The sequence below is a fragment of the Psychrobacter sp. AOP7-A1-24 genome, assembly GCF_052376235.1.
In the GTDB taxonomy this organism is placed as follows: domain Bacteria; phylum Pseudomonadota; class Gammaproteobacteria; order Pseudomonadales; family Moraxellaceae; genus Psychrobacter.
Window position 1 is genome coordinate 1 of sequence record NZ_JBQSVM010000016.1, and the last position, 23,299, is coordinate 23,299.

Sequence of the window (23,299 nt, forward strand, 5' to 3'; positions counted from 1 at the left end):
ATTTATCCGAATTTGAAAATACTGCTCTGTTTACTTTACTCATCGCATATTCAGTCTCTCTGTTAGTAAGTACTGGACTGGCTATTTATTTTTATGTGGCACTTGATAGCGAGTCATATTATCTATGCTTTTCGTTGTCGTGGGGCTTGCTCATACTGCTGTTAGGTTATTGGACATCTATTTCGGCGAGATTCAGCTAAATAGTCGTTCAAGACCAGCGGTGTGTTTAGCTAACCTGTACTAATTGCTCGTTTGGCTTGACCATACAACATCCAAGTGTTTTGTATATAAGTCTAATTAATCTGTCTTGTATAAGCATTAGCTTATAGAATAAGAAAAAATATTTTTATTGAATAGATCTCTATATCAACGCTCAACCTGATGGCTTGTTCAGTCGTGGGCTACCCAACGAGCGTAGGCGGTTCGATGGCTTAATTATTTTCTAATGAAGCTGTAATGGAAGAGCTATATTGGTAGTAGAACTATAGGCGTTAGCAGTTCCCAGAATGAGCATAAACTCACTCTAGAAACTACTGACCTATTACTAACTATTAACGGTCTGTTTTACTACTTAAAATTTATCTTGGAGTTCTTTATTCTCCTTTGAAATTTGGCACACCTTTTTCCCAGACATCCCAGTTATCAACGATATGATCGACAGTTTTTGATCCCACTAGTACTATATTTTCTACTGTTTCTGCAAAGCCACCAGCGGTTTCTCCTGGAGCTGGATCTAAATGTTGAAGCGTAGTCTCATTTGGATTACCTTGGTCAAAATTCACCGCACCACGTAAGCTCATTATGCGTTCAATACCTACCGTTCTGTTAAGTACTTGTGCTATTGCAGCGGCTTCCATTTCAGTGATAATGTAATCATCTGCATTATATAGTTCAGCTATATATTGAGCTTGTTTTGACAATCCTGGTCCATGAAAAAAGGTATCTCCTGTCATATGAGTGCCTACGGTTATAGCTGGGCTCCGTCGTGCTGCTGCATCAGGATATTTCATTCGATAGGCGCTAGCTTCTTTTGAATCTTTTAAAGCAACTGACTGGCTTAGATGTAGATTCCATTTTAGCAGTTCAGAGTTAAGTTGATAGCGGCGAATATCTTCATAGCCTTTGCGAGGTGTAAACGTAGGTGCACCTTTTTCACCTTCTTCCGCTTTCCAACGGTGACCTAAGTCGTAATCTACGAGCCAAGATGCCCAGCTTACATCACCTATCGTGCCTTTACTCGGTGGTGTTCCTGCGACACCGCTTAGAACGAAGTAGCTTTTGCTAAAGTCAAATTTGGGAGAAAGTGTGATTGCTTGCATGGATGCTGAAGACCCTACTTTACCCATGCCTAATACCGAACCACAAACACCTTCTGAGTTACAATAAACTGGGCTATGGGCACCTTCTACTTTTATAGGCTTACTATCTGTAAAATATTGATTATACCAATGCTGAAATTCGCCTGCTTTATCTCCACTAGTTTCACCAATTTCAAACATCGCTGCGATAAATACCTTTACTTGGATTTTATCTTGATGAGTTTCAGCTTGTGCACTACTGCAAAACATAAATATCATGGTCAAAATAGATAAATGAAAAAAATGTTTTCTTATAAACATATGGAACGCCTATTCAAAGTATTTAAGTCTGGATTTATAATTTAGTTTTAGCAGTAACTAAAAAAATTGCTAAAACTAAATAAATGCTTATATATCCAACATAGAATAGCATAATCTGTAGATAGGCTGGAGTGTTCGGCCAGTGTAGAGGGTAGGTTAAAAGGTTTTGGTTAAAACAGAGTTTCCCTTTTTTACTAATTTTATTTAACTATTTATGCCGTGCAGTTATATTTTTCGATAAAGCATCTCAGGTATAGTTTTATTTAAAGTTTCATGAGTTGAAAAGATATGACAATATGTATCACACGTTGCAGCCCATGATTCAGTCTAATTGAGGTAATACTATAAAAAGAAAACAAAATGAACATCGATCAAGAGTTTTCAAAGAAAGTTCAAAAACATCTACATAGACTAACTACGAGTATAAACCAGTTTTGAAAGCGTTAATCGAATATAACTATCCAAAAGAAGTGGTCAGTCTAGAGTTTGAAATATTTGCCGATGGATTCAAATAATTCTGAGCACTTTGTTTATGTCAATGATTAAGCTCAATATCCGTCGCCTGTTGAGCTAGAATTGTTAGAGATAGAGTATGTCTACCCTTATGAGCTTGAAGAAAAATATATCAATGAGGATGAAGGTTTTGACCCATGGGGTATCGCGATTGATGAGCTTATCCAATGGTTTTTAGAGAGATGGGTGGAGAATCGTTTAAGCTAGAGGCAAACATTGCTCCCCATAATAATGATCAAGCGTATAACCTTATAGAAAGTAAACTGGAAGAACAACAGAAGTATATAAAAACAGCGTATGTTTTAGATTTTTGTAGAGTGTACTAGATAGGTTTTCTTGTTATATTAGTTTTAAATATTAAAAAAGATTTATAATGGACTCGAAATGGATGACTATAAAAACCCTCAAGCTGGAAAACATATATAAGCCCAAAACTAGATGCCTTTCAAGATTCTACTAAAAAAGTACGCATTGCTTCAAAATTAATTGAATCGCCAGATGCTTACACTTTCGTTAAGGTTAAAGATGAAGTCGTACTACGCCACAAAGAGAATGCAAAGTCGTATATAACAGCGAAGTTTATTGAAGATTCAAGAGATGTTTTTGTACTAAATATACAGAAGTATACTGTTGGAACGGATAATCCGCATAGTCTAAGCTTTTCATTTGTGAATGAAGAAATTGGCAAGCTCCTTGAGTTTATACATAATATACAATCAGTTAATTTAGAACGCTCATCACCAATGAACATCAAAGATGAAGAGTTGAAAAAAATTATATTATCAGATAGTCAAGCTAAGAAGATAATTCAAGAGAATCATGAATTGCTTACTGAGGTACTTCGTTCGGAAGTCACAAAAGAAGATATTATTTCAGTAGGATTTCGAAAGAAGCAACTTGAGTGGTATGAAAAATTATTAAATGACTCGAAATGGTTTGAAGAAATTAAAGACAGAAAAAAAACAACTAATGAAGGACTTTGGCAGTATTACTTCGAGAAAAATCCTTGGATATTCGGTTATGGCCTTGGCTATATTTTCATAGAAGGACTAGACGACAAAAAACTAGAACAGGTAGTGCAAGGTCACAACGTAAATAGTTATGGTAAGCGTGTTGATGCTCTTATGAAGACCAAAGGTATTATATCAAACCTTTGTTTTGTAGAGATAAAAACGCATACAACTCAACTGCTTGACTCTAAGCCATATAGAACTGGCTGTTGGGCACCTTCAAAAGAGTTGGCTGGTGCAATCGCTCAAGTACAAGGAACGGTAGCTTCTGCTGTCGATAGTCTTACTAATAAGATTAGTCTAAACGATAAGTTAGGTAATCCAAAAGGTGACAATATATATAATTATCAGCCGAAAGCTTATCTCGTGATTGGAAATATGGGAGAGTTCTTGACTGAGAATGGAATAAATAAAGATAAGCTTAGATCATTCGAGCTTTTTAGAAAAAACATATCAAGCCCAGAAATAATTACTTTTGATGAGTTATATGAACGTGCTAGATTCATTGTGCTTCATAATCAAAATCAGCAGGGTGTTGCAAGCGAATAACCTATTTTTTTAATTCTGATGTAAGTGAATTTTTTTCGTATTAATTTATTGCTACAATAACTATCAAAGGGAACCCCATGACAACCTCAAAAGTAACCTATCAAGGCAGTTTACGCACCACCGCTATTCACTTACAGTCGAACAATCAAATCATCACCGATGCGCCCACGGACAATCATGGCAAGGGCGAAGCGTTTTCTCCGACTGATTTGCTAGCGACCAGTTTGGGCAGTTGTATTTTAACGATTATTGGTATCAAAGCCGAAGCGATGGGTATCGATATCTCAGGTACGACCGCAGAAGTTACCAAAGTCATGGCTACCAAACCCAGACGTGTGAGTGAAATACACGTTATAGTCAATTTCTCAAAGGTATTGGGTGAAAGTACTTTAAAGCGATTTTATAAAACCGCATTAACGTGCCCAGTAGGCAATAGCTTGGATCCTGCTATTACGCAAAATCTAGTATTTAACAATGGCATAGAAGCCTAATATGTCTACTAAGATCTTACTCATCGTGGCTCATGCGCCATCGCCCAATACTCAGAAATTGGCGCAGGCGGCTTATGACGGTGCCAATCATCCTGATATAGATATCAACGTCATCTTGAAATCGCCGCAGGACACGCAGCCTGAAGATGTCTTGGCTGCTGATGCGTTACTGCTAGGTACAACCGAAAATCTATCGTATATGGCAGGGCTGACCAAGGACTTTTTTGATCGTTGCTACTATCCTGTGTTAGAAGAGAAGCAGGGCATGCCATTTGCGGTATATATACGGGCAGGGCATGATGGTACAGGTACCAAACGCGCGATGGATACGATAATCACAGGCTTACGTTGGAATCAAATTCAAGATACTTTGATCTTACAAGGCGAGTGGCAAGATAGTTTTTTTGAGCAAGTAGAAGCACTAGCAATGACCTTGGCAGCTGGGGTTGAGGCAGGTATTTACTAGCAGGTATTTACTTACAGTGGGTCGTTTGGCAATGCTTGTGGAGATAGTGCAACTGCTACAACTATTACCACTACCAAAAGCACCATAGACAGTTTGGAGAGAGCCGTAATGCACAATGGTGATTTGAATAATAAAGTAGATGTTTCTGCACTGCCATGCTCCCAAGCGTGTGAGAATAATAAACAGCCTATTTTAGAAGTGCTAAAAATTGAGCTGCACAGCTCTAATCATGTGTTAGAGATTGGGTCAGGTACTGGTCAATATAGTGTTCATTTTGCGCCTCATTTATCACATCTAAAATGGCAAACGAGCGATGTCATTAGTAATCATCGTCATATAATGGCTTGGCATCAGGCTTATCCTGCACCTAATCTATATGCTCCTTTGGCGTTTGATTTGAGTACGGATGCGATACCTATTAATAGCAACAGCCAGTCAGACTTATCCTATGATGCAGTGTTTACGGCCAATACGCTGCATATCATTAGTTGGGGGTTGGTGAGACGATTATTTGCATTGGCTGGTGATGCGCTCCCTATCGGTGGAAAGCTGATCGTATATGGCCCATTTAACGAGCATGGTGCCTATACCAGTGCGGGCAATCAGAGATTTGATGCGATGCTCAGAGCAGGCAATCCTGATAGCGGTATTCGTGCTAAAGAAGATGTTGTCAGTTTGGCAAGCGAGCATCATCTTCAACTCAGCAAAACATATACAATGCCTGCTAATAATCAATTATTAGTCTTTCAAAAAATATAAAACTTCAAGCGCTTACAATACAAAAGCCACTTCAAGTCAGATCAGACGATGATCGATTGAAGTGGCTTTTTACTTAGTTTTTTTAATTTATTTGGGTTGTTTGGGTTTTCTTATTTCCATGCTGTCAGATTATTTATATTCTTCTTCTAAGAAATCCAAGTAACGTTTCCAAGAGCGCTTGTCGGCACGTTCATCATATCGGTCACTACCAAAGACACTAAAGGCGTGCGGTGCGCCGCTATAAGTGACCATCTCATGCGGTACGCTGGCTGCTTCTAACGTCTTACCTAAAGTCGCAAAGCTCTCTAAAGAGACAGATTCATCAGCTGACCCGTGAAATACTAGGATCTCCCCAGTCGTCTTATCATAGCTTTGACCAGTTGGAATGTCGAACGCACCGTGGAAGGGTACAAAGGCTTTTTGCTCAAAGCCTGAGCGTGCTAGCTCTAACGCGACCGTACCACCGAAACAATAGCCCATAGTCGTGCCTTTACGCACGTCATTACCTTGTAGCTGTCCTGCTGTCAGTGCTCCTGCCAATATGCGACGCATTTTATTACGGTCATCATATAACTCTCCAGTTAGGCGTTTGTTCTCTTCGATAGAAGTAGGACGTATGCTTTGTCCAAACATATCCGCTGCTAATACGTTGTAACCTTCGTTCGCTAACATATCAGCACGTTTGCGCTCATAGTCAGTTAGACCATCCCAATCATGAATCAATAAGATAAAAGGTGCATTAGGCTCATCCGCTTTAGCATAATAGCCTTCGTAGGCTTCATCATCGACTGTATAGGTAACGTTTTTGGTTGTGATTGCGGCAGCTGTTTGACTGAACGTTAGTGCCATTAGACCCATTGACGCGCCTACTAGCAACGAATGATAAGGTTTCTTAGTTTGGGAGTTTAGAGTTGGTAACATGGTAGGTAGCCTTATAGTTATATAAAAAATAGTCGTATCGTAAAATCTACATAAATCCGCTACATCGTCATCCTCGCTGACCATACTAATGTATAACTTGCGCTTGGCGTTGTTGTGTCGAAAGTATTTGGAATCAACGATATAAAAAAGATAAATATAAGGCTAAAACCATGCCAATTTATTTATCAATTGTCTCTAGTACTTCGTAAAAAGCATACCTTAAAGAAGAACTACATTACAAGGTTCTATTGTTAACGTACATGCTCCTTTAAGGCTGTCTAAAGTGGCTGATTCGTAACGTCTATATACCTTAACCAAACATCAACAAGGTTCACCATATACGCAACTATATTTGACTTATTATTTGGGTAGTATAAGTCCTAAGCCTATTATTCCTTTACGAATTTTAGTGCGGTATCAATTTAATGTTAGGCAATGCTGAAAACACAGAAAAATAAATGACAAATGAAGTCACCATTATTTCAAAGGATATCGAACCTGTGTCGGCACTTTTTTAGTAATTTAAAAGAGCACTCTTAATCTATTAGCTAGGACTTTTTATGAATAATAATATCGATCATACTGACCCCGCCAAAAATATGAATACTGAACGTGGCAATGGCGGCGAAACGCATCAACGCGCAGGCGACGACACCAAAGTATTGACCACGCAGCAAGGTGTGGCTATCGCCGATAATCAAAACTCTCTAAAAGCAGGTTCACGTGGGCCTACGCTATTAGAAGATTTTGTATTACGTGAAAAAATCAATCATTTTGACCATGAGCGTATCCCCGAGCGTATCGTCCATGCTCGTGGCAGTGCCGCACACGGTTATTTTGAGCTGACAGAGTCACTAGAAGAATATACGACTGCCAAAGTGTTGACCGAAACAGGTAAGCAAACACCATTGTTTACGCGCTTTTCAACAGTAGCCGGCAACAAAGGCTCAAAAGATACACCACGTGATGTGCGCGGTTTTGCGGTGAAAATGTACACAGAAGAAGGTAACTGGGACATCGTTGGTAACAACATGCCAATCTTTTTTATCCAAGATGCGATGAAGTTTCCAGATTTGATCCATGCGGTAAAACCAGAACCAGATCGTGGTTTCCCGCAAGCAGCCTCTGCTCATGATACATTTTGGGATTTTGTATCACTAAGCCCTGAAACCATGCACAACTTAATTTGGTTGATGAGTGATCGCGGTCTACCGCGTAGCCTACGTATGATGGAAGGTTTTGGTATTCATAGCTATCGCTTAATCAATAAAGAAGGTAAGAGCACCTTTGTACGTTTCCATTGGAAACCAGTGCTAGGCGTACAGTCAACTACATGGGATGAGGCAGTGAAAATTTCAGGCGCTGACCCTGATTATCATCGTCGCGACTTGTTTGAATCAATCAACAATGGTGACTATCCTGAGTGGGAATTTGGCGTACAGTTATTCACCGAAGAAGAAGCCAACGAATTCCCGTTTGACCACCTCGATGCGACCAAACTAATTCCAGAAGAATTGGTGCCAGTAAAAGTCGTGGGCAAGATGGTACTGAATCGTTATCCAGATAACTTCTTTGCAGAGACTGAGCAGGTAGCATTCTGTCCATCGCACCTGCCACCTGGTGTTGATTTTAGTAATGACCCATTATTACAAGGTCGTCTATTCAGTTATCTAGACACGCAGCTATCACGTTTAGGGTCGCCTAACTTTGCTCAGATTCCTATCAATGCGCCGAAATGTCCGTTCGCTAACAATCAACAAGACGGTCATATGCAAATGCAAGTGCCGAAGACGCGCACATTGTATGAGCCACAAAGCCTAGATCCAACTCGTCCTCGTGAAAGCGCTAAACGTGGTTTTGAGTCGTTTCATGAACAGCTAGATGATGGTGTAAAAGGTCGCGTACGTGATGAGAGCTTTGCAGATCATTATAGCCAGCCACGTATGTTCTATCGTAGTCAGACAGCAACTGAGCAAGCACATATCGCAACGGCCTATGCGTTTGAGCTAGGTAAAGTAGATACAGCCCATGTACGTACGCGTATGCTTGGTCATCTGATCCATATCGATGAAGACTTGGCCAATCGTGTAGCACACGCGCTTGGTATGGAGCTACCAGAGCCAGCAGATGCGGCTGCACCTGTCCAAGATTTGGGAACCTCTAAAGCCATACAAACCATTGGTCTAACACCTGATAGCCTAAAAGGTCGTATGATCGGTATATTAGTCGCAGAAGGTTCTAATAGCAGTGAAGTTAAAAAGTTCGAAGATGCGGCAAAAGCGCAAGGTGCTAGCGTCAAGATTGTAGCGCCCAACAAAGAAGTCGTGTTGGATGATGACACACGCATACAAGCTGATGAGCGCCTCGCTGGTGGTCCGTCAGTAATGTTTGATGCCGTTGTTAGTATTATCATGCCTGACCAAGCCAAAAAGCTAGCTATGGACAGCTCTGCGTTAGATTGGTTTAATGATGCCTTTAACCATTGTAAAGCCATTGCATATTGCGGTGCGACTGATGAATTTATTTTAAGTAAACTCCCAGTTGAAAAAGATGAATTTGTGACGCCATTGGCCGAGCTAGATGCCTTTATTAATAATGCTAAGTCTCGTCTATGGGAGCGTGAACCAAAGGTTCGTGACCTTGCATAGTTGATAAGTAGGTAATTTAAGAGTTTTCTAAAATACCAATTATCTAACATACTAAGTGTTTACCTAAACCCAGCCTAAGTGCTGGGTTTTTGCTTTTGACTAGTAAGGGAATAACTATCATGAGTGAAATTATATATGTAGTTATTAGTCATGGTTTAACAATAGTGACTATTCACATTGTCTTTATATACTACTTTACCTCCATATATAGTCACAAGCGTTCACTCAAAACGATTTTTTTTACTATGATGGGCGTTATACTAGCTATAAAAGAAAAGGATAAATAAAAGTCTCAGAATAAAATATCGCAGGAAGCGATAAATGAAAAATCAGGGATCGCAAATGAGCTTATGTAAAATTGTACGTTTAGAAGGGTATATACAGAGCACGTATTTGGCAGTATATCCAGATAAAATAATGCTGTTAGATGGTTGCTGTCGCGCTGATGTGCCGATGGTACTCAACTATATTAAGACGACACTAAAACGACCGATCACTGACTTAAAAGTAGTGATGGTCACACATATGCATCCTGATCATGCGGGCGGTGCGCATAAATTCCGACAAAAGACTGGCTGTCTGATTGTCTCAGCGGATAAAAAAAAGCAGTGGTATAGCGGTATTGGCGGGCGAGTGATGCACTTCGTAGATATCAATCTGGCCTATTATGTGGCCAGACGTCAAGGACGCGCATTCAAAAACTTATATTACTCGGCAACTCTAAAACCAGATATTACTATCACCGATGGCGAACTTGTACCATATTTTGACGAGTGGCAAGCATTAGAGACATCAGGTCATACAGACCGTGATTTGTCTTTGTTTCATCTGCCGAGTCGTGAAGTATATACTGCTGATCTAATAATCAAGTTGCGTCATAAGTTTGTGGCGCCTTTTCCTGTTTATGACCCTAAGGTTTATATTCAATCGCTTCAAAAAATCAAAGCATTAAAACCTTCTGTAGTCATGATGGCGCATGGTCGTGAGTTGGCGATAGATCAAGTCACGTTTGATACCTTGATTACGCAGGCACCCAAACATCCACGCACTATCAAAGACACTATCAAGCATAAATTACTATGGCGCAAAAAAGATAACTTTCGACTGTTTAAACGTAGGCGTAATAAATAGAGGTATATAACAGCTAAGAAATAAAACTTAAAAAGTTCAGACGAAAAAAAGCCCAGCTACTAAAATAGTAACTGGGCTTTCTAAATATGGTGGGCTGTCCGCGACTCGAACGCGGGACCAATTGATTAAAAGTCAACTGCTCTACCAACTGAGCTAACAGCCCTGAAGAGTATATGAAAAAGCAATGCTTTTTAACTCTACAAGAGAAAATTCTAACTAAAGAACTTTCTAAAACTAAACATCTTAACGATGTCCTTTAAACTTATCTTTATTAGTCTACTGCCGGATAGAGCAGAACGATTAATAAAAATTAAACTAAATATGGTGGGCTGTCCGCGACTCGAACGCGGGACCAATTGATTAAAAGTCAACTGCTCTACCAACTGAGCTAACAGCCCTAGCGTTTAAAGTGTTTGTATCCCTAAACGTGAGAGCACATTATATATACTATTATGAGAAATACAACCCTAGATTATAAAAAAAGTAAAAATCTTAGGAAAAAAGTCATATTTTTTCAGAATTTTACTATTAGAGCCTATTTTAGGCTCTGAATAATCCAAGTTCGTATCTAAGCAATCACGTACTAGTCTCTAGATAAAGCATCAACAGGATCTAGCTTGGCTGCATTGCGGGCTGGTAAGAAGCCAAATACGACACCAATAAGTGTTGAGCATATAAAAGCAGCAATGATAGAGGTTGATGAGTAAATCACTTTAAAGCTATCACCAGCAAAGTTATTAATAATTTCACCGATAGCAAACGCTACTCCAATACCTAATAAGCCGCCCAAAATACAGACGAGTACGGCTTCTATCAAAAACTGCTGCATGATATCGTTTTGACGAGCCCCAACAGCCATACGTACACCAATTTCATTAGTGCGTTCTGTAACCGATACTAGCATGATATTCATCACACCAATACCACCAACGATTAATGAGATAACAGCAACCGATGAGATGAGCAGTGTCATAGTACCTGTCGTTGCTTCGATGGTCTGACGAATAGAATCTGAGTTAATAATATCAAAATCATCTTTACCATGGCGACCTTCTATTATGTCAGAAATAGCTGACTCAGCTACACTAGATGAGACACTATCATCTAGCAATGCTATAAAACTATCAATATTTGCACTACCAGTTACACGTGACATCACAGTGGTATAAGGCATATATATGATAGGTGTAGATACACTTGGTCCAAAGCCACTGTCGCTTGCCTCAAGGACGCCAACCACTCGTCCAGGCACACTACCGATGAGTAGGACTTCGCCGATAGGGTTATCTATATCTGCAAAAAAAGCACTCTTAGCATTGTCATCGATAATAATATCTTGACTACGAAGGTCGATACTTTGCGAATCGAAACCTTGACCTGATGCCAGCGTCTCACCAGTGACCTCTAGGTAATACTCACCAACACCATTGACGGTAGAGTCTTCCTGAACGCTGCCATAGCGTACACTAGTGCTGGTATTGACTTGAGGGCTCACATTGATAACATACGGTTGACTGCTGACCGCTTCTGCATCTTCTGGTGTGAGGTTGTCGTCGTTATATTTACGTCGCGGGTCGCCTCTAGGGTAGCCGTCATTCACTGTTATAGTATTGGTTCCTAGCGAGCTAATATTTGCGAGAATTTGCTGCTGAGAGCCTTGACCAAGACCAACGATAGACACAACCGCAGCGATACCGATGATAATGCCTAACATAGTCAGCAAGGTGCGCATTTTGTGTGCCCGCATGGCAAGTAATGACATCTTTAATGCTTCAAAAAAGCGATCGATAAAGCTAGCAAACGCACTTTTTCGGTGTTGACTAAGAATAGGTTCTGACTGTTTTTCAGTTGGTTTGTAGTGCTCCGTTTTATAATCTGCTATAACGTAGCCATCTTTTAGTTCAATCACGCGCTCGGCCTGAGCAGCAAGCTTGGGATCATGGGTAACCATGATGATGGTATGACCTTGAGCATTTAGATCATGTAAGATGGCCATCACGTCTTCGCCAGATTTACTATCTAGGGCACCTGTTGGTTCATCCGCTAAGATGACATCGCCACCATTCATTAGGGCGCGAGCAACAGAAACACGCTGCTGTTGGCCGCCTGAGAGCTGGCTAGGGCGATTATTCACCTTTTCACCAAGACCTAGATCGGTCAAGAGCTTTTCTGCGCGATTGATTCGTGCCTCAGTGTTCATACCAGCATATACGGCAGGGACGGCAACATTATCTTTAGCGCTAATGTCACCAAGCAGGTGGTAGCGCTGAAAGATAAAGCCAAAATGCTCTCGGCGTAACTCAGCCAGATCATCTGCCTCTAGTTTGTTTGCTGATTGGCCATAAATCTTATAGTCACCTGCTGTCGCCTGATCTAAGCAACCCAAGATATTCATTAGCGTAGACTTACCAGAGCCAGATTGCCCGATAATCGCGACCATTTCACCTTGATTAATCGTTAAATTAACCTCGTGCAATACACGAATGGTTTGCTCGCCTGCAGCAAACTCTCGAATAATACCCGACAGCTCCATAATGGGCCTGTCAGCGGTAGCTGCAGTACTGATATTATTCGGTGAGCTGGTTTCTATCGAAGCGCTAGTGCTGTCAGTCGGCTGTTTAGTAGATTGAGATATAGTCATAGCAATGTCTTTAATCAAAGATAGTGAGTGTCGTGATGAAAGGGCCAAGGTTTTTCAGCCCCTCCATCGTTAACATAGTCAAAGAATTAATTACATCCTTGGAGTACCAGGTATACGAGCACCACCACCACGGTTCTCTGAAGCATTGGCACTACCTTCACCAATAATGACTTGCTCACCTTCTTCCAATCCGCTTAAAATTTGCGCATTTACTCGGTTATCAATGCCTACTTCTACTGTACGAGGTTCTACTGTGCCGTCATCATTTAGTACGCGTACAATATTATTGGTTTTGGCTTGTCCTTCACTTGTATTTTTTGCGGGTCTTTCTTGTATGGCTGCTGATGGCACAAGCAACGCGTCTTTGGCTTGATCGATGATAATATAAATCTGGGCGGTCATATCAATACGAAATAATCGCTCAGGGTTAGCTACTTCAACGTAGCCAACATAGTAGATCGCAGAATCGGTTGAGCTGGTCTCGCTAATTTCCTCGGGTGCCGGTTCAATAGCTGTCAATGTCGCATCATACTGTTGGTCCGGGTTACCGATGATATTAAAGTAGGCGGGCATACCAGCATTGACATTGATAACATCAGCTTCGGAGATTTGTGCGTTGATACGAACCGTAGATAAGTCAGCGAGCGTGACCAATGTTGGCGCAGTTTGACTGGCGTTTACAGTAGTACCTTGCTCAGTTGTAATAGAAACAACCGTACCAGAAATGGGTGCACGAATCGTGGTGTAACTAAGATCTTCTTGTGCGGTACTGACATTAGTCTGTGCGATGCTTAGAGCGGCTTGCTGACTATTGATACTAGCGTTTGTAGTAGCAATGGCTGCCTTAGCAGTGTCAATAGCCGCACGTGCATTTTCAACGGCAGCTTGTGCCGTCTCGACGCTAGTCGCTTGGGTATCATATTCTTGCTGAGAGATTGCATCGATATCGACTAAGCCTTGCAAGCGGGCAAAATCAGACTGTGCTTGCTTGAGCTCAGACTGACGGCTGGCAAGATCGGCATAGGCACTTTTTAGACTGGCTTGTTTGCTCAACGATTCTGCTTGTGCACTTTGTAACGCGGCTTCACTTTGTTGCAGGCTAGCTTGTTGGTTGCTTAAGTTATTATTTTGTGTGACCTGATCAATCTGTGCAATAAGGTCGCCTTTTTGAACCTCGTCACCCACTTCTACATAGAGGTTTGTGACCTCACCAGAGACCTGCGCACCGACATCAACGGTATTAAGTGCTTTAACTTTACCTGATGCCATGACATTGTTTTCGATATCACCAACCTCAACCGTGGCGGTTAAATAACTGGGTTTTTCTTCTTCTGGTTTTAAGAAAGTATAGGCCAAAGCCCCTAATGCTACGATGATTAAGGTGATGACACCCCATTTGATAGCAGACTTTTTGCTTATTTTGCGCATGACAACAATCCAATTACAATTAAATCAAGTATAGATATAGTAGAGACTTCACCTATAAAAAGGAACGTAAATTAGTTTACGAAAGGTTAAGGCAGCTGGGAATGGGGATAGGTACAGAAAAGAAATATTTACTAAAAATCAATAAAACGGAGATTATAGGAGAACAAAATAGGGTAGTAGGATCTGGATTTATAGCATTTAAATGTATAAACCAGTAAGAGAAGATATGGATAACTTGTTACTAAGAAAAAAATAGAAGATGGTAATAAATGGGTCAATCTTAGCGCATCGCAAATAAACGCTTACCTGTTAATTCCAACGCTGCTTGTAGTAGAAGCTCCCATGCATGCTGGCGAACAAGGCCTTTGATAGCTTGGTCGCAGCGATAGAGTAGAGCTGGCCATTCAGCAGTTTGGGATTGTGTTTGACGACGGCAGGCTTGTTGGTACAGCCCCTGCTTACTACGCCAAATACCAAGCACCTGAGGATCTTGTCCATCCATCAGCTGTATGATCTGGCGCATGTCTTTGCTAATAGCCCAGAGCACTAAAGTAGTGGGCTCATCGGTCGACTTTAGCTGAAACATGATTTTGGCAACCTGCGTACTATTGCCCGCGAGCATCGCATCAGACAAATCGAATACACTAAACTGCGCGTCGCTGACCAACGCTGATTGTAGGTCTGCAATATCCAATGCCACATTATTCGCAGGCTGTGAAAAGCTATTAGATTGTTCGGTGCTATTGTCATTAGCACTATCTTCACTAGTAGTGTTATTAGCAACTAGCTGCGGTGCAAACAAATAGGACAGTCGCCATAGGGTTTGATAAGCACTTAACAAGTGATGCTCGGTGTGTGACATCAGAAGCTGCCACGCTTCTTGAGACAGTCGTAAACCAAACTTCTGAGCTTGGATTTGTAGTAGCTGTTGGCGCTGCTGCTCATTGTATAAATTGCAATCGATGACATTGCCATATTGCGCAAAAGGAGCGAACCATTTGCTGCTCTGGCTGCGCTTGTCTTGCTTAGGCGTGAGCCACAACACACTATGACTGTGTGTTCCAGTTTGTGCCTCGACCGCAAAACGTTCCAACTCAGCGATAACCGCTTTGTCAGGTTTATGATTGCCCGTCACGATTAAGGCACTGGCATCATCGAATAAAGACTGACTGCCAAGTTCGGACAGTACTTCTTGCCAGCTTTTGACGGAAACTAGCTCTATACGTTTGATTGCGTAATTTTGTGCGCGCCAGTGTGGACGCAGCGCATCTATCAACCATTGACTGAGTAAAGGCTCATCACCATGCGCCAGCCACAATCCCGCTACTGCAACGGAAGGTTGTAGTAGTTTTGGGTAGGCTTTTATGAAGGTATCTTGCATAGCGTGGTGTTACACCGTTTGATGAGCATGTAATACCAATTCCAAAAATATGATCAACAGTGTCAAGCTTGTTTAGTCTACTTAAAGTAGTACATGCCCTTATTGACTTCGCTATTCATACTTCTAGAAATGGTATCGTTTGATAATAAGAATGACTGACTATTACGGTTGTGGTACAACGACAACAGTTGGTGTTACACCTTTATTCATTTGCACAGATTGTTTGGCAGCAGGTGCGACTTTTGGAAGTGAGATAGCCACGTATTGATCAGTGATACGGCGTGCTAAAGTATCATAGAGCCAATCGCGAGTCTGATCGCCTTGTAGATCGTCAGTACTGACAGATGCTTCGTTGTACTGGTAACTTCGCTCAACCTGAATAGGGTTGCTTAGTGTCACAGGCTTACCATTTTCCAGCGTTTGATAGCTGACATCTGCTGACAGTACCAAGCGAATTTCTGTTAATACCCCAACCAACTCGTAACGCTTAAAACGTACATTGCTGATATCGATAGCGGCAATAGACTCAGCTCCTGTTTGCTGGTTATTACGAGCAACTTCCTCCAAGCTCATATTACCAAGAACATCGACACCTAACGTCTTTAGGCGCTGCGTTAATGGTAATTTCAGCGGGAATGAGGTGCGATTGTCTTCGAGAATGACGGCTGTTTTTTCGACATCAAGCAGCATCGCTGAGTCGTAGCCACGCAGCTGAAATCCGCAGCCACTAAGAGCCGCCGCTGCACCTACCACGGTGAACATTGGCAGCGTGGCAAGCAAGGTTGCTCCGAGCTTTTGGCCAAGGGACTTTTTATTAGCTAGGCTGTGTACGCTCGATATTGATTGCGCCTGCTCAGCTCGATGCTTGTATGACATAAACGCTATCCTCATATGATAAGAAGGCTTAGAGTACTAAGCCTAGGCGACTAGCCTGCAACCACGATATTAACCAGTTTGTTAGGAACAACGATTTCTTTTTTAATATCGCCCGTGATGAATTTTGCCACACTTTCCATGGTGCGAGCTTGTTCTTTTAGCTGCTCAGGATCGCTGTTTGGTGCCACATCCATCTTACCACGCATTTTGCCATTGACCTGTACCACCATCGTGATCATGTCCTGTACCAGTGCACTTTCATCTACGGTTGGGTAGTCTAAGGTTAAGGTGTCAAGACCTAGCTGCTCAAGCAGGTACTCACCAACGTGCGGTGCATATACAGATAGCATAATCAGCAGACTGGTCAATGCTTCGTGTTTGACGTGCAGTTCTTGCTCGTTACTAGCGTTAAAACCAGTCAACTCATTAGCCAGTTCCATCAGGCTTGATACTGGCGTGTTTAATGCCAGACGGTCACCCAAATCACTATCTATCTTAGCAATCGTTTCGTGCGTTTTACGACGTAAGTTTTTGGCTTCTTTGCTCAACCCGTCTGTGTTCAAGGTGGCACTGTTGAGCTTATCAATACTGATATTGGCGGCCGTGAGCGCTTGTATATGGTCGGTTGCAATACGCCATACTTTTTTCACAAAGTTATAAGGGCCTTTTAGTGCATCGTCTGACCATTCAAGCGTTTGATCCGCAGGTGCGGTAAACAGCGTATATAGACGAACCGTATCAGCACCATATTTATCAATAGTTAGCTGTGGATCTACGCCATTGTTTTTTGACTTAGACATTTTTTCGATTTTGCCAATCGTTACTGGCTGACCGTCAGATTTTAAGATAGCTTTGATTGGTTGACCGCGTTCGTTGAAATCAATATCGATATCTTCTGCAAAGTAGTAGGTCGTACTGCCATCCGCATTGACGCGGTAGAACGTACCAGCCAGTACCATACCTTGAGTCATTAGATTGGCAAATGGCTCGTCGCCTGTGACTAGGTTTTCGTCGCGCATCAGCTTATGGAAGAAGCGTGCATACAATAGATGCATTACCGCATGCTCGACACCGCCCACGTATTGATCGACAGGCAACCATTTATTGGCAGCAGACTTGTTGACCATGTTTTGCGTGTCATTTGGGCTAGCAAAACGTGCGTAGTACCAACTTGACTCTACAAAAGTGTCAAAGGTATCAGTCTCGCGCTCAGCAGGGTTTCCACATTTAGGACAAGTAGTGTTGACAAATTCTGGTAGGTTTTTAAGTGGATTACCACGACCGTCAGGTACGACGTCAGTTGGCAATACAACTGGCAAATCTTGCTCTTCAACAGGTACAGTACCACAATGCTCACAATTGATCATTGGAATAGGGCAGCCCCAATAACGCTGGCGAGACACGCCCCAATCACGTAGACGATACTGAATCTTTTTCTTAGCCAGCTCTTTTGGCTCGAGCTTGGCTAGCATTGCATCAAACGCTTGCTCAAAGTCTAGACCATCAAACTCACCGGAGTTAACCAAGGTATTGCGCTCAGTATAGGCAAGATTGACTTCACTATCGTTCGCTTTTGCCTCTGCTTTTAGTTCATCAAAATAGCCATTAGGGGTGTCGATGACTTGTTTGATCGGCAGGTTGTACTTATTGGCAAATTCATAATCGCGTTCATCATGGGCAGGTACCGCCATGACTGCGCCTGAGCCGTAGCTCATTAATACATAGTTGGCGACCCAAACAGGTACTTCTTCACCAGTCAGAGGATGCGTTACAGTGAGGCCTGTATCCATACCGATTTTTTCAGCTTTGGCCAAATCAGCTTCAGCTACTGAGCCTTTTTTGCAAAGTGCGCAGAATTGAGCGATTGTTTCATCTTTTTCAGAGGCATACTGTGCAAGTGGATGTTCTGCTGCTACAGCAACATAAGTCACACCCATCAAGGTATCAGGACGAGTGGTGAACACATCTAAGGTGTTTTCTTCACCAGCAAGTTCATAAGGGAAGTGGACTTCCATACCGGCACTACGACCAATCCAGTTGCGCTGCATGGTTAGCACTTCAGACGGCCAGTGACCTTCTAGTTGATCCAAATCATCCAACAGCTCATCAGCATAATCGGTGATGTTGAAGTAATACATAGGGATGTCGCGCTTTTCGACCGCAGCACCACTACGCCAGCCTTTACCATCAATGACTTGCTCGTTCGCCAAAACGGTATTGTCAACAGGATCCCAATTGACCGTTGACAGTTTTTTGTAGACTAGGCCTTTTTTGTACAATTGCAAAAATAACCACTGCTCCCACTGATAATACTCAGGGCTACAAGTCGCAAATTCACGTGACCAGTCAATAGATAGGCCTAGCAATTTAAGCTGCGCACGCATGCTGTCAATATTGGCAAATGTCCATGCAGCAGGTGGCGTTTGGTTGGCAATGGCAGCATTTTCCGCTGGCAGGCCAAAACCATCCCAGCCCATTGGTTGCATGACCTCAAAACCTTTGAGACGATAATAACGGCTTAATACGTCAGAAATCGTATAGTTACGTACGTGACCCATGTGCAGCTTGCCACTTGGGTAAGGGAACATCGACAGCATGTAACGACTTGGCTTGTCGCTTGGCTCATTGCTTACTTCAAAGCGCTTGTCAGTTGCCCATTTGGTTTGTTGCGCGGCTTCTATCGCTTGTGGGTTATAATAATTGTTTTCTGTTTGGTCTGCTGTCACGGCGTTGCTCATAGTCGGCTCGAAATTGGTTGATACTGATTTATTTAATACGGATTTGTTTAATACTGATCAAAATAGGTGGAATTTGACAATGCCATAGCATAGCGTAATTTGGCGAAAATTGCGACGATATGATGCAGTTGCTTACTAGGTTTGACGATTAAAAATGATGCATTCTCTATATCCAGTCAGCCTTAGGTATAATAGACGAATTAATGAGCATTTAAGAGGAGTTATCATGACCATTACTATCTACGGCATTAAGTCGTGCAGCACGATGAAAAAAGCGTTCACTAAGCTAGATGAACTAAATGTCAGCTACGATTTTCACGATTATAAAAAACAAGGTATCGATAAAGAAATAGTACAGCGCTGGGTAACTGCGCTAGGTATCGACAAAGTGCTCAATAAGCGTGGTACGACATGGCGCAAGCTAGACGACAGTCAAAAGCAAGCAGCGGATGAAAGTATAGATACCGCGATAGATTTACTTGTGGAAAATACCAGTATGATTAAACGCCCAATCGTAGAAGGTCAGTCGGCAGATAAAGATCAAGCAGTATTACTATGCGGCTTCGATGAAGCAGAGTTTGATAAAGTTTTTTCGTAAGTTTAATCCATAAAAATTAAGCTAGTCTTATTTTTTAAGTATAAAAATGCACAAAAAAGCCCGAGCGTTTATATTCACTCGGGCTTTTCTACATTTAATATTGCTAGATTTTTCTAGCTCAATGAGGATTCTATCTCACGACTAATGAGTGTACCGACCCCTTCGTTGGTGAAAATCTCCAGCAAGGTAGCATGTGGGACACGGCCATCAACGATTACCGCACTTTTGACGCCGCTACGTACCGCATCAAGCGCACATTGAATTTTGGGAATCATGCCGCCTGAGATAGTACCGTCTTCGATTAAGCTATCGACTTTCTTTGGCGTGAGCCCAGTGACCACTTCACCGTCACGGCCCAATACACCTTTGATATTGGTCAATAGCATCAGCTTTTCAGCTTGTAAAAACTCTGCTACTTTACCCGCAACCAGGTCAGCATTGATGTTATAGGTATTGCCTTCAGCATCTACACCTAGTGGAGCGATGACAGGTATAAAATCAGAGGCAATCAGCATGTTAATTACGTCTTTATTGACGCTTACCACATCACCGACGAACCCTAAGTCAACTGGTACAGCAATACCGTCTGTGCCAATTTTTTCCATCATAAGTTTTTTTGCCTGAATCAAGTTGGCATCTTTACCAGTCAGACCGATCGCGCGACCACCATGCTTATTGATCAAGCTAACAATGGATTTGTTGACACTACCGCCCAAGACCATCTCGACGACATCCATGGTGCTTTTGTCAGTAACGCGCATGCCATCGATACGATCTGATTGACGTCCGAGCTCTTTTAGAAGGTTGTCAACTTGCGGGCCACCACCATGTACGACTACGGGGTGCATACCGACGGTTTTTAGCAAAACGATATCGCGAGCAAATGAGCTTTCAAGATCAGGGTCAGTCATGGCGTTGCCGCCATATTTTACGACGATGAGTTTATCAACAAAGCGCTGAATATAGGGCAGAGCAGTGGTCAATACTTCAGCGGTGTTTTTGGCATCATCTAAATTAAGCGTCATTACAAACTCCTAAGGGCCGGGTTTAAATTGGTTGTTTTTATACCATGTCTAATGAGACAGTGATGTACGTTATGTAGCTACTCCGAGGGAATAGCAAGAATCTGCTCTGCCAAAGCTGCGTTAAATGGTCGGCATAAAGCGGCAAATGTCGCCTGAATATCTTTTAGATCATCCATGCTGTCACCTGCAAAGCGTGCGGTCAGGCTGTTACTGGTATTCGATTGACGTATTACCCCAAAGCCATGCGCACAATCCAAGCGTACACCATCGATACAGCTCAGTTTAGTTCCTGTGGGTAATAAGTCGTGCATTTTTTTTAATGCTGTTTGCGACTTGGTAGTAGCACAAGTACACAGCGAAGACTTGCATGGTGGGGCAGGCAGGCAAGTATCTTTTAGGGCCTGACTAGATGAAGAAGAACTAGCAAGAATAGGCATATCCACTAGATGCTGCAAGTAATGACAAAATCTCGTCAGTTGTTCTACGAGTGAGCAGTCGGTAGTAGAAGTCTGCGGCATTGGTAAATAATGATCAGCAGTACTGACTATAGTGGGCAATCTTTGGATAATATTTGATAGTGATTTTTTATCATTAATATCGCCATGAGTTTGGTCAAGCCAATGCAACAAGCGTAATGCAGCATACATCGCATCATCATAGGGGATAAAACGACTATCATTGAAAATAAAATGTCCTGATAGTTCGCCAGCAAAGACAATTTGATTGTCAGGATACTGTACCTGTTGGCGCATAAAGCTGCTACCTGTTTTACTAATCACAGGCGTAGTACCAAGTTCAGCCAATAGTCTGGGCAAATGATGGGCGCACTTAATATCGAAAAGAACCTCAGACACGAATAAAGGGTCGCTAAGAGAGTCAGGGTATTCAGTAATAGCAATACGTGCCAATAAATAGAGCAAATGATCGGGCGTAACTATCTTGCCATTGTTATCAACGACCATCAATCGATCGCCATCGCCATCAAACGCTAAGCCTATGTCTGCTGCGTGAAAAACAATGGTTTGCTGCAGTTCGTTTAGACGATTTGGTTCGGTAGGATCTGGATTACCAAGAGGGAAGTTGCCATTGGGTGTATCATTGAGAAAAATGACCCGTTGGCAAAAACGCTCAAACAAGCGTTGAGCGATGCTCCCAGTTGCGCCATGCATACAGTCAATGACTATGACTAAATCAAGCTTATGAGTATATTTCTGATTGACTTCAGTTGCTGAGTGATTGTGCTGGAGTAATTGATCAAATACCTGCTCAATAGCATTGATATAAACGTTTGCTACTTTATGAGTAGATAGTTGTTCAAGCAAGTCACTTGGTAGTTCTGAATCGTGGTTATTCTCAGTATTTTCAGTACTTTTTGAATACAAGAGAGGGTTTTTAGCTTGATTATCTAGGTAAGCGTGCTGACCATGGTTGATGGTTAGCTGATGATAAAGTGCCTGTATCTCGGAGCTACTAGGAGATTTGTTATTCACCAACCATTTGATACCTAGTATGTCTTTGGCAGAGTGGCTCGCTGTGATCACTATGCCATGGCCTTGATACTGCGCTGCCCAAAAAGCCATCATCGGCGTGGTAACCAGACCTAACTGGATTACGTGTAAACCGTGATGAGCTAATACAGTAGAGAGCGTACGTGCAATTGCCTCACTCCCAATGCGCATATCATAGCCAATAACGACGATATTCTGCTTAGTCTTAACAGAGGCGCTCGTATTGATATTTTGAGTCGGTTGACTGTCTTGCGCATTATAGAGAGCAGCAAAAGCATCGCCTAACGCTTGTATAAAACTGTTAGTGAAATACTGGTTAGCACCACGAATATCATAAGCACGGAATAAGGATTGCTGCGCCGCAAAAGGTGGCATTGCTTACTCTCCTTATAACCGTGATAGATGTTTAATGAATAAAAATGAATAGCGCAAGATTTTCTAGATAGAAAGACTTTAAATACTATCTAAAAAATGGTCAGCAGGATTGACCGTCAAAACAATGACTACTGACGACCTGAATGTCCAAATCCGCCTGCACCACGTATGCTCTCATCACTGAATTCTGCAACCACTTCAAATTCAGGACGAGCAACGGGTACCACGATGTACTGTGCCATACGTTCAGCCGGGTTGAGAACAAAATCATCTCCACTACGGTTCCAAATACTAACCATCAGCTCGCCTTGATAGTCGGCATCAATTAGCCCCACTAAGTTACCTAAGACGATACCATGTTTATGGCCAAGTCCTGAGCGCGGTAGAATCATCCCTGCATAATTAGGATCTTGAATATAAACGGCGAGACCTGTGCCGATTAAATGGGTTTCACCTGCTTTAATCGTTAATGGTTCATCGATGCAGGCACGTAAGTCGATCCCTGCACTGCCATCAGTGGCACGAGTCGGTAGAGAAAATGCTTCATCTTCAGTAATTTTAGGGTTTACCACTTTAACTTGTACAGCTTGCATAACGAACTCACTTAACGATTTGATGGTTT

General features: G+C 42.1%; 19 protein-coding genes and 2 tRNA genes. 9 read left to right on the forward strand and 12 right to left on the reverse strand.

What is annotated here, in order from left to right:
• Window positions 1-200, forward strand: a 200-nt coding sequence (locus ACT3QQ_RS07225; RefSeq protein ID WP_444527469.1) for a hypothetical protein, incomplete at its 5' end; no start/stop codon positions are given.
• 393 nt (window positions 201-593) lie between these two features.
• Here ACT3QQ_RS07225 and ACT3QQ_RS07230 read toward each other — a convergent pair.
• Window positions 594-1,568, reverse strand: a complete 975-nt coding sequence (locus tag ACT3QQ_RS07230) for a purine-nucleoside phosphorylase (protein WP_444527470.1) — start codon at window positions 1,566-1,568, stop codon at window positions 594-596.
• A 627-nt stretch (window positions 1,569-2,195) separates the two neighbouring features.
• Between ACT3QQ_RS07230 and ACT3QQ_RS07235 the strand changes: the two genes are divergently transcribed.
• The 5 genes from ACT3QQ_RS07235 to ACT3QQ_RS07255 all read left to right on the forward strand — a co-directional run bounded on the left by ACT3QQ_RS07235 (window position 2,196) and on the right by ACT3QQ_RS07255 (window position 5,407).
• Window positions 2,196-2,339 carry a hypothetical protein gene (locus ACT3QQ_RS07235; protein ID WP_444527471.1) on the forward strand — a complete coding sequence of 48 codons (144 nt, stop codon included), beginning with the start codon at window positions 2,196-2,198 and terminating at the stop codon, window positions 2,337-2,339.
• A 461-nt stretch (window positions 2,340-2,800) separates the two neighbouring features.
• Window positions 2,801-3,691 carry a Shedu immune nuclease family protein gene (locus ACT3QQ_RS07240; RefSeq protein WP_444527472.1) on the forward strand — a complete coding sequence of 297 codons (891 nt, stop codon included), beginning with the start codon at window positions 2,801-2,803 and terminating at the stop codon, window positions 3,689-3,691.
• Window positions 3,692-3,768: 77 nt separating this feature from the next.
• Entirely contained in the window at window positions 3,769-4,182 is a 414-nt protein-coding gene (locus ACT3QQ_RS07245; RefSeq protein WP_444527473.1) for an OsmC family protein, read from the forward strand.
• Between the two features lies 1 nt (window position 4,183).
• Window positions 4,184-4,648 (forward strand): flavodoxin family protein, encoded by a 465-nt coding sequence (locus ACT3QQ_RS07250; protein ID WP_444527474.1) that lies wholly within the window; start codon window positions 4,184-4,186, stop codon window positions 4,646-4,648.
• 108 nt (window positions 4,649-4,756) lie between these two features.
• Entirely contained in the window at window positions 4,757-5,407 is a 651-nt protein-coding gene (locus tag ACT3QQ_RS07255; protein ID WP_444527475.1) for a DUF938 domain-containing protein, read from the forward strand.
• A gap of 129 nt (window positions 5,408-5,536) precedes the next feature.
• Here ACT3QQ_RS07255 and ACT3QQ_RS07260 read toward each other — a convergent pair whose 3' ends face one another.
• On the reverse strand, window positions 5,537-6,328 hold the full coding sequence (locus ACT3QQ_RS07260) for a dienelactone hydrolase family protein (RefSeq protein ID WP_444527476.1): 792 nt from the start codon (window positions 6,326-6,328) through the stop codon (window positions 5,537-5,539).
• A 560-nt stretch (window positions 6,329-6,888) separates the two neighbouring features.
• On the opposite strand from ACT3QQ_RS07260, the gene ACT3QQ_RS07265 reads away from it, so the two are divergent.
• Both ACT3QQ_RS07265 and ACT3QQ_RS07270 read left to right on the forward strand, forming a co-directional pair.
• Window positions 6,889-8,976 carry a catalase gene (locus tag ACT3QQ_RS07265; protein ID WP_444527477.1) on the forward strand — a complete coding sequence of 696 codons (2,088 nt, stop codon included), beginning with the start codon at window positions 6,889-6,891 and terminating at the stop codon, window positions 8,974-8,976.
• Window positions 8,977-9,297: 321 nt separating this feature from the next.
• On the forward strand, window positions 9,298-10,107 hold the full coding sequence (locus ACT3QQ_RS07270) for an MBL fold metallo-hydrolase (protein WP_444527478.1): 810 nt from the start codon (window positions 9,298-9,300) through the stop codon (window positions 10,105-10,107).
• Window positions 10,108-10,194: 87 nt separating this feature from the next.
• Here ACT3QQ_RS07270 and ACT3QQ_RS07275 read toward each other — a convergent pair.
• The 7 genes from ACT3QQ_RS07275 to leuS form a co-directional block, all read right to left on the reverse strand.
• Window positions 10,195-10,270: transfer RNA gene (locus ACT3QQ_RS07275), tRNA-Lys, on the reverse strand.
• A 159-nt stretch (window positions 10,271-10,429) separates the two neighbouring features.
• Window positions 10,430-10,505: transfer RNA gene (locus ACT3QQ_RS07280), tRNA-Lys, on the reverse strand.
• A 185-nt stretch (window positions 10,506-10,690) separates the two neighbouring features.
• Window positions 10,691-12,640, reverse strand: coding sequence for a MacB family efflux pump subunit (locus tag ACT3QQ_RS07285; RefSeq protein WP_444527507.1), 1,950 nt, complete (start codon window positions 12,638-12,640; stop codon window positions 10,691-10,693).
• A 198-nt stretch (window positions 12,641-12,838) separates the two neighbouring features.
• Window positions 12,839-14,176 carry an efflux RND transporter periplasmic adaptor subunit gene (locus tag ACT3QQ_RS07290; protein WP_444527479.1) on the reverse strand — a complete coding sequence of 446 codons (1,338 nt, stop codon included), beginning with the start codon at window positions 14,174-14,176 and terminating at the stop codon, window positions 12,839-12,841.
• Between the two features lie 280 nt (window positions 14,177-14,456).
• Window positions 14,457-15,557: a DNA polymerase III subunit delta gene (holA, locus tag ACT3QQ_RS07295; protein WP_444523363.1), complete on the reverse strand. Its 1,101-nt coding sequence runs from the start codon at window positions 15,555-15,557 to the stop codon at window positions 14,457-14,459.
• A 162-nt stretch (window positions 15,558-15,719) separates the two neighbouring features.
• Window positions 15,720-16,433: an LPS-assembly lipoprotein LptE gene (locus tag ACT3QQ_RS07300; RefSeq protein WP_444521808.1), complete on the reverse strand. Its 714-nt coding sequence runs from the start codon at window positions 16,431-16,433 to the stop codon at window positions 15,720-15,722.
• A gap of 50 nt (window positions 16,434-16,483) precedes the next feature.
• Window positions 16,484-19,171: a leucine--tRNA ligase gene (gene leuS, locus ACT3QQ_RS07305; protein WP_444527480.1), complete on the reverse strand. Its 2,688-nt coding sequence runs from the start codon at window positions 19,169-19,171 to the stop codon at window positions 16,484-16,486.
• 226 nt (window positions 19,172-19,397) lie between these two features.
• Here leuS and ACT3QQ_RS07310 point away from each other — a divergent pair, with 226 nt between their 5' ends.
• The gene (locus ACT3QQ_RS07310; protein WP_444527481.1) at window positions 19,398-19,769 is read left to right on the forward strand and encodes an arsenate reductase; all 372 of its coding nucleotides are present in this window, start codon (window positions 19,398-19,400) and stop codon (window positions 19,767-19,769) included.
• Window positions 19,770-19,882: 113 nt separating this feature from the next.
• Here the strand turns inward: ACT3QQ_RS07310 and argB are convergent, their stop codons facing one another.
• The 3 genes from argB to dut all read right to left on the reverse strand — a co-directional run bounded on the left by argB (window position 19,883) and on the right by dut (window position 23,270).
• On the reverse strand, window positions 19,883-20,794 hold the full coding sequence (gene argB, locus ACT3QQ_RS07315) for an acetylglutamate kinase (protein WP_444527482.1): 912 nt from the start codon (window positions 20,792-20,794) through the stop codon (window positions 19,883-19,885).
• A 77-nt stretch (window positions 20,795-20,871) separates the two neighbouring features.
• Window positions 20,872-22,677, reverse strand: coding sequence for a phosphomannomutase (locus tag ACT3QQ_RS07320; protein ID WP_444527483.1), 1,806 nt, complete (start codon window positions 22,675-22,677; stop codon window positions 20,872-20,874).
• Between the two features lie 128 nt (window positions 22,678-22,805).
• The gene (gene dut / locus ACT3QQ_RS07325; RefSeq protein ID WP_444527484.1) at window positions 22,806-23,270 is read right to left on the reverse strand and encodes a dUTP diphosphatase; all 465 of its coding nucleotides are present in this window, start codon (window positions 23,268-23,270) and stop codon (window positions 22,806-22,808) included.
• Window positions 23,271-23,299: the final 29 nt, after the last annotated feature.

Bases quoted from the DNA above. Each gene is read 5' to 3' on its own strand.
- ACT3QQ_RS07230 (WP_444527470.1), bottom strand. From the start codon at position 1,568: ATGTTTTGCAGTAGTGCACAAGCTGAAACTCATCAAGATAAAATCCAA.
- ACT3QQ_RS07245 (WP_444527473.1), top strand. From the start codon at position 3,769: ATGACAACCTCAAAAGTAACCTATCAAGGCAGTTTACGCACCACCGCT.
- ACT3QQ_RS07250 (WP_444527474.1), top strand. From the start codon at position 4,184: ATGTCTACTAAGATCTTACTCATCGTGGCTCATGCGCCATCGCCCAAT.
- ACT3QQ_RS07255 (WP_444527475.1), top strand. From the start codon at position 4,757: ATGCACAATGGTGATTTGAATAATAAAGTAGATGTTTCTGCACTGCCA.
- ACT3QQ_RS07260 (WP_444527476.1), bottom strand. From the start codon at position 6,328: ATGTTACCAACTCTAAACTCCCAAACTAAGAAACCTTATCATTCGTTG.
- ACT3QQ_RS07265 (WP_444527477.1), top strand. From the start codon at position 6,889: ATGAATAATAATATCGATCATACTGACCCCGCCAAAAATATGAATACT.
- ACT3QQ_RS07270 (WP_444527478.1), top strand. From the start codon at position 9,298: ATGAAAAATCAGGGATCGCAAATGAGCTTATGTAAAATTGTACGTTTA.
- ACT3QQ_RS07285 (WP_444527507.1), bottom strand. From the start codon at position 12,640: ATGGAGCTGTCGGGTATTATTCGAGAGTTTGCTGCAGGCGAGCAAACC.
- ACT3QQ_RS07290 (WP_444527479.1), bottom strand. From the start codon at position 14,176: ATGCGCAAAATAAGCAAAAAGTCTGCTATCAAATGGGGTGTCATCACC.
- holA (WP_444523363.1), bottom strand. From the start codon at position 15,557: ATGCAAGATACCTTCATAAAAGCCTACCCAAAACTACTACAACCTTCC.
- ACT3QQ_RS07300 (WP_444521808.1), bottom strand. From the start codon at position 16,433: ATGTCATACAAGCATCGAGCTGAGCAGGCGCAATCAATATCGAGCGTA.
- leuS (WP_444527480.1), bottom strand. From the start codon at position 19,171: ATGAGCAACGCCGTGACAGCAGACCAAACAGAAAACAATTATTATAAC.
- ACT3QQ_RS07310 (WP_444527481.1), top strand. From the start codon at position 19,398: ATGACCATTACTATCTACGGCATTAAGTCGTGCAGCACGATGAAAAAA.
- argB (WP_444527482.1), bottom strand. From the start codon at position 20,794: ATGACGCTTAATTTAGATGATGCCAAAAACACCGCTGAAGTATTGACC.
- ACT3QQ_RS07320 (WP_444527483.1), bottom strand. From the start codon at position 22,677: ATGCCACCTTTTGCGGCGCAGCAATCCTTATTCCGTGCTTATGATATT.
- dut (WP_444527484.1), bottom strand. From the start codon at position 23,270: ATGCAAGCTGTACAAGTTAAAGTGGTAAACCCTAAAATTACTGAAGAT.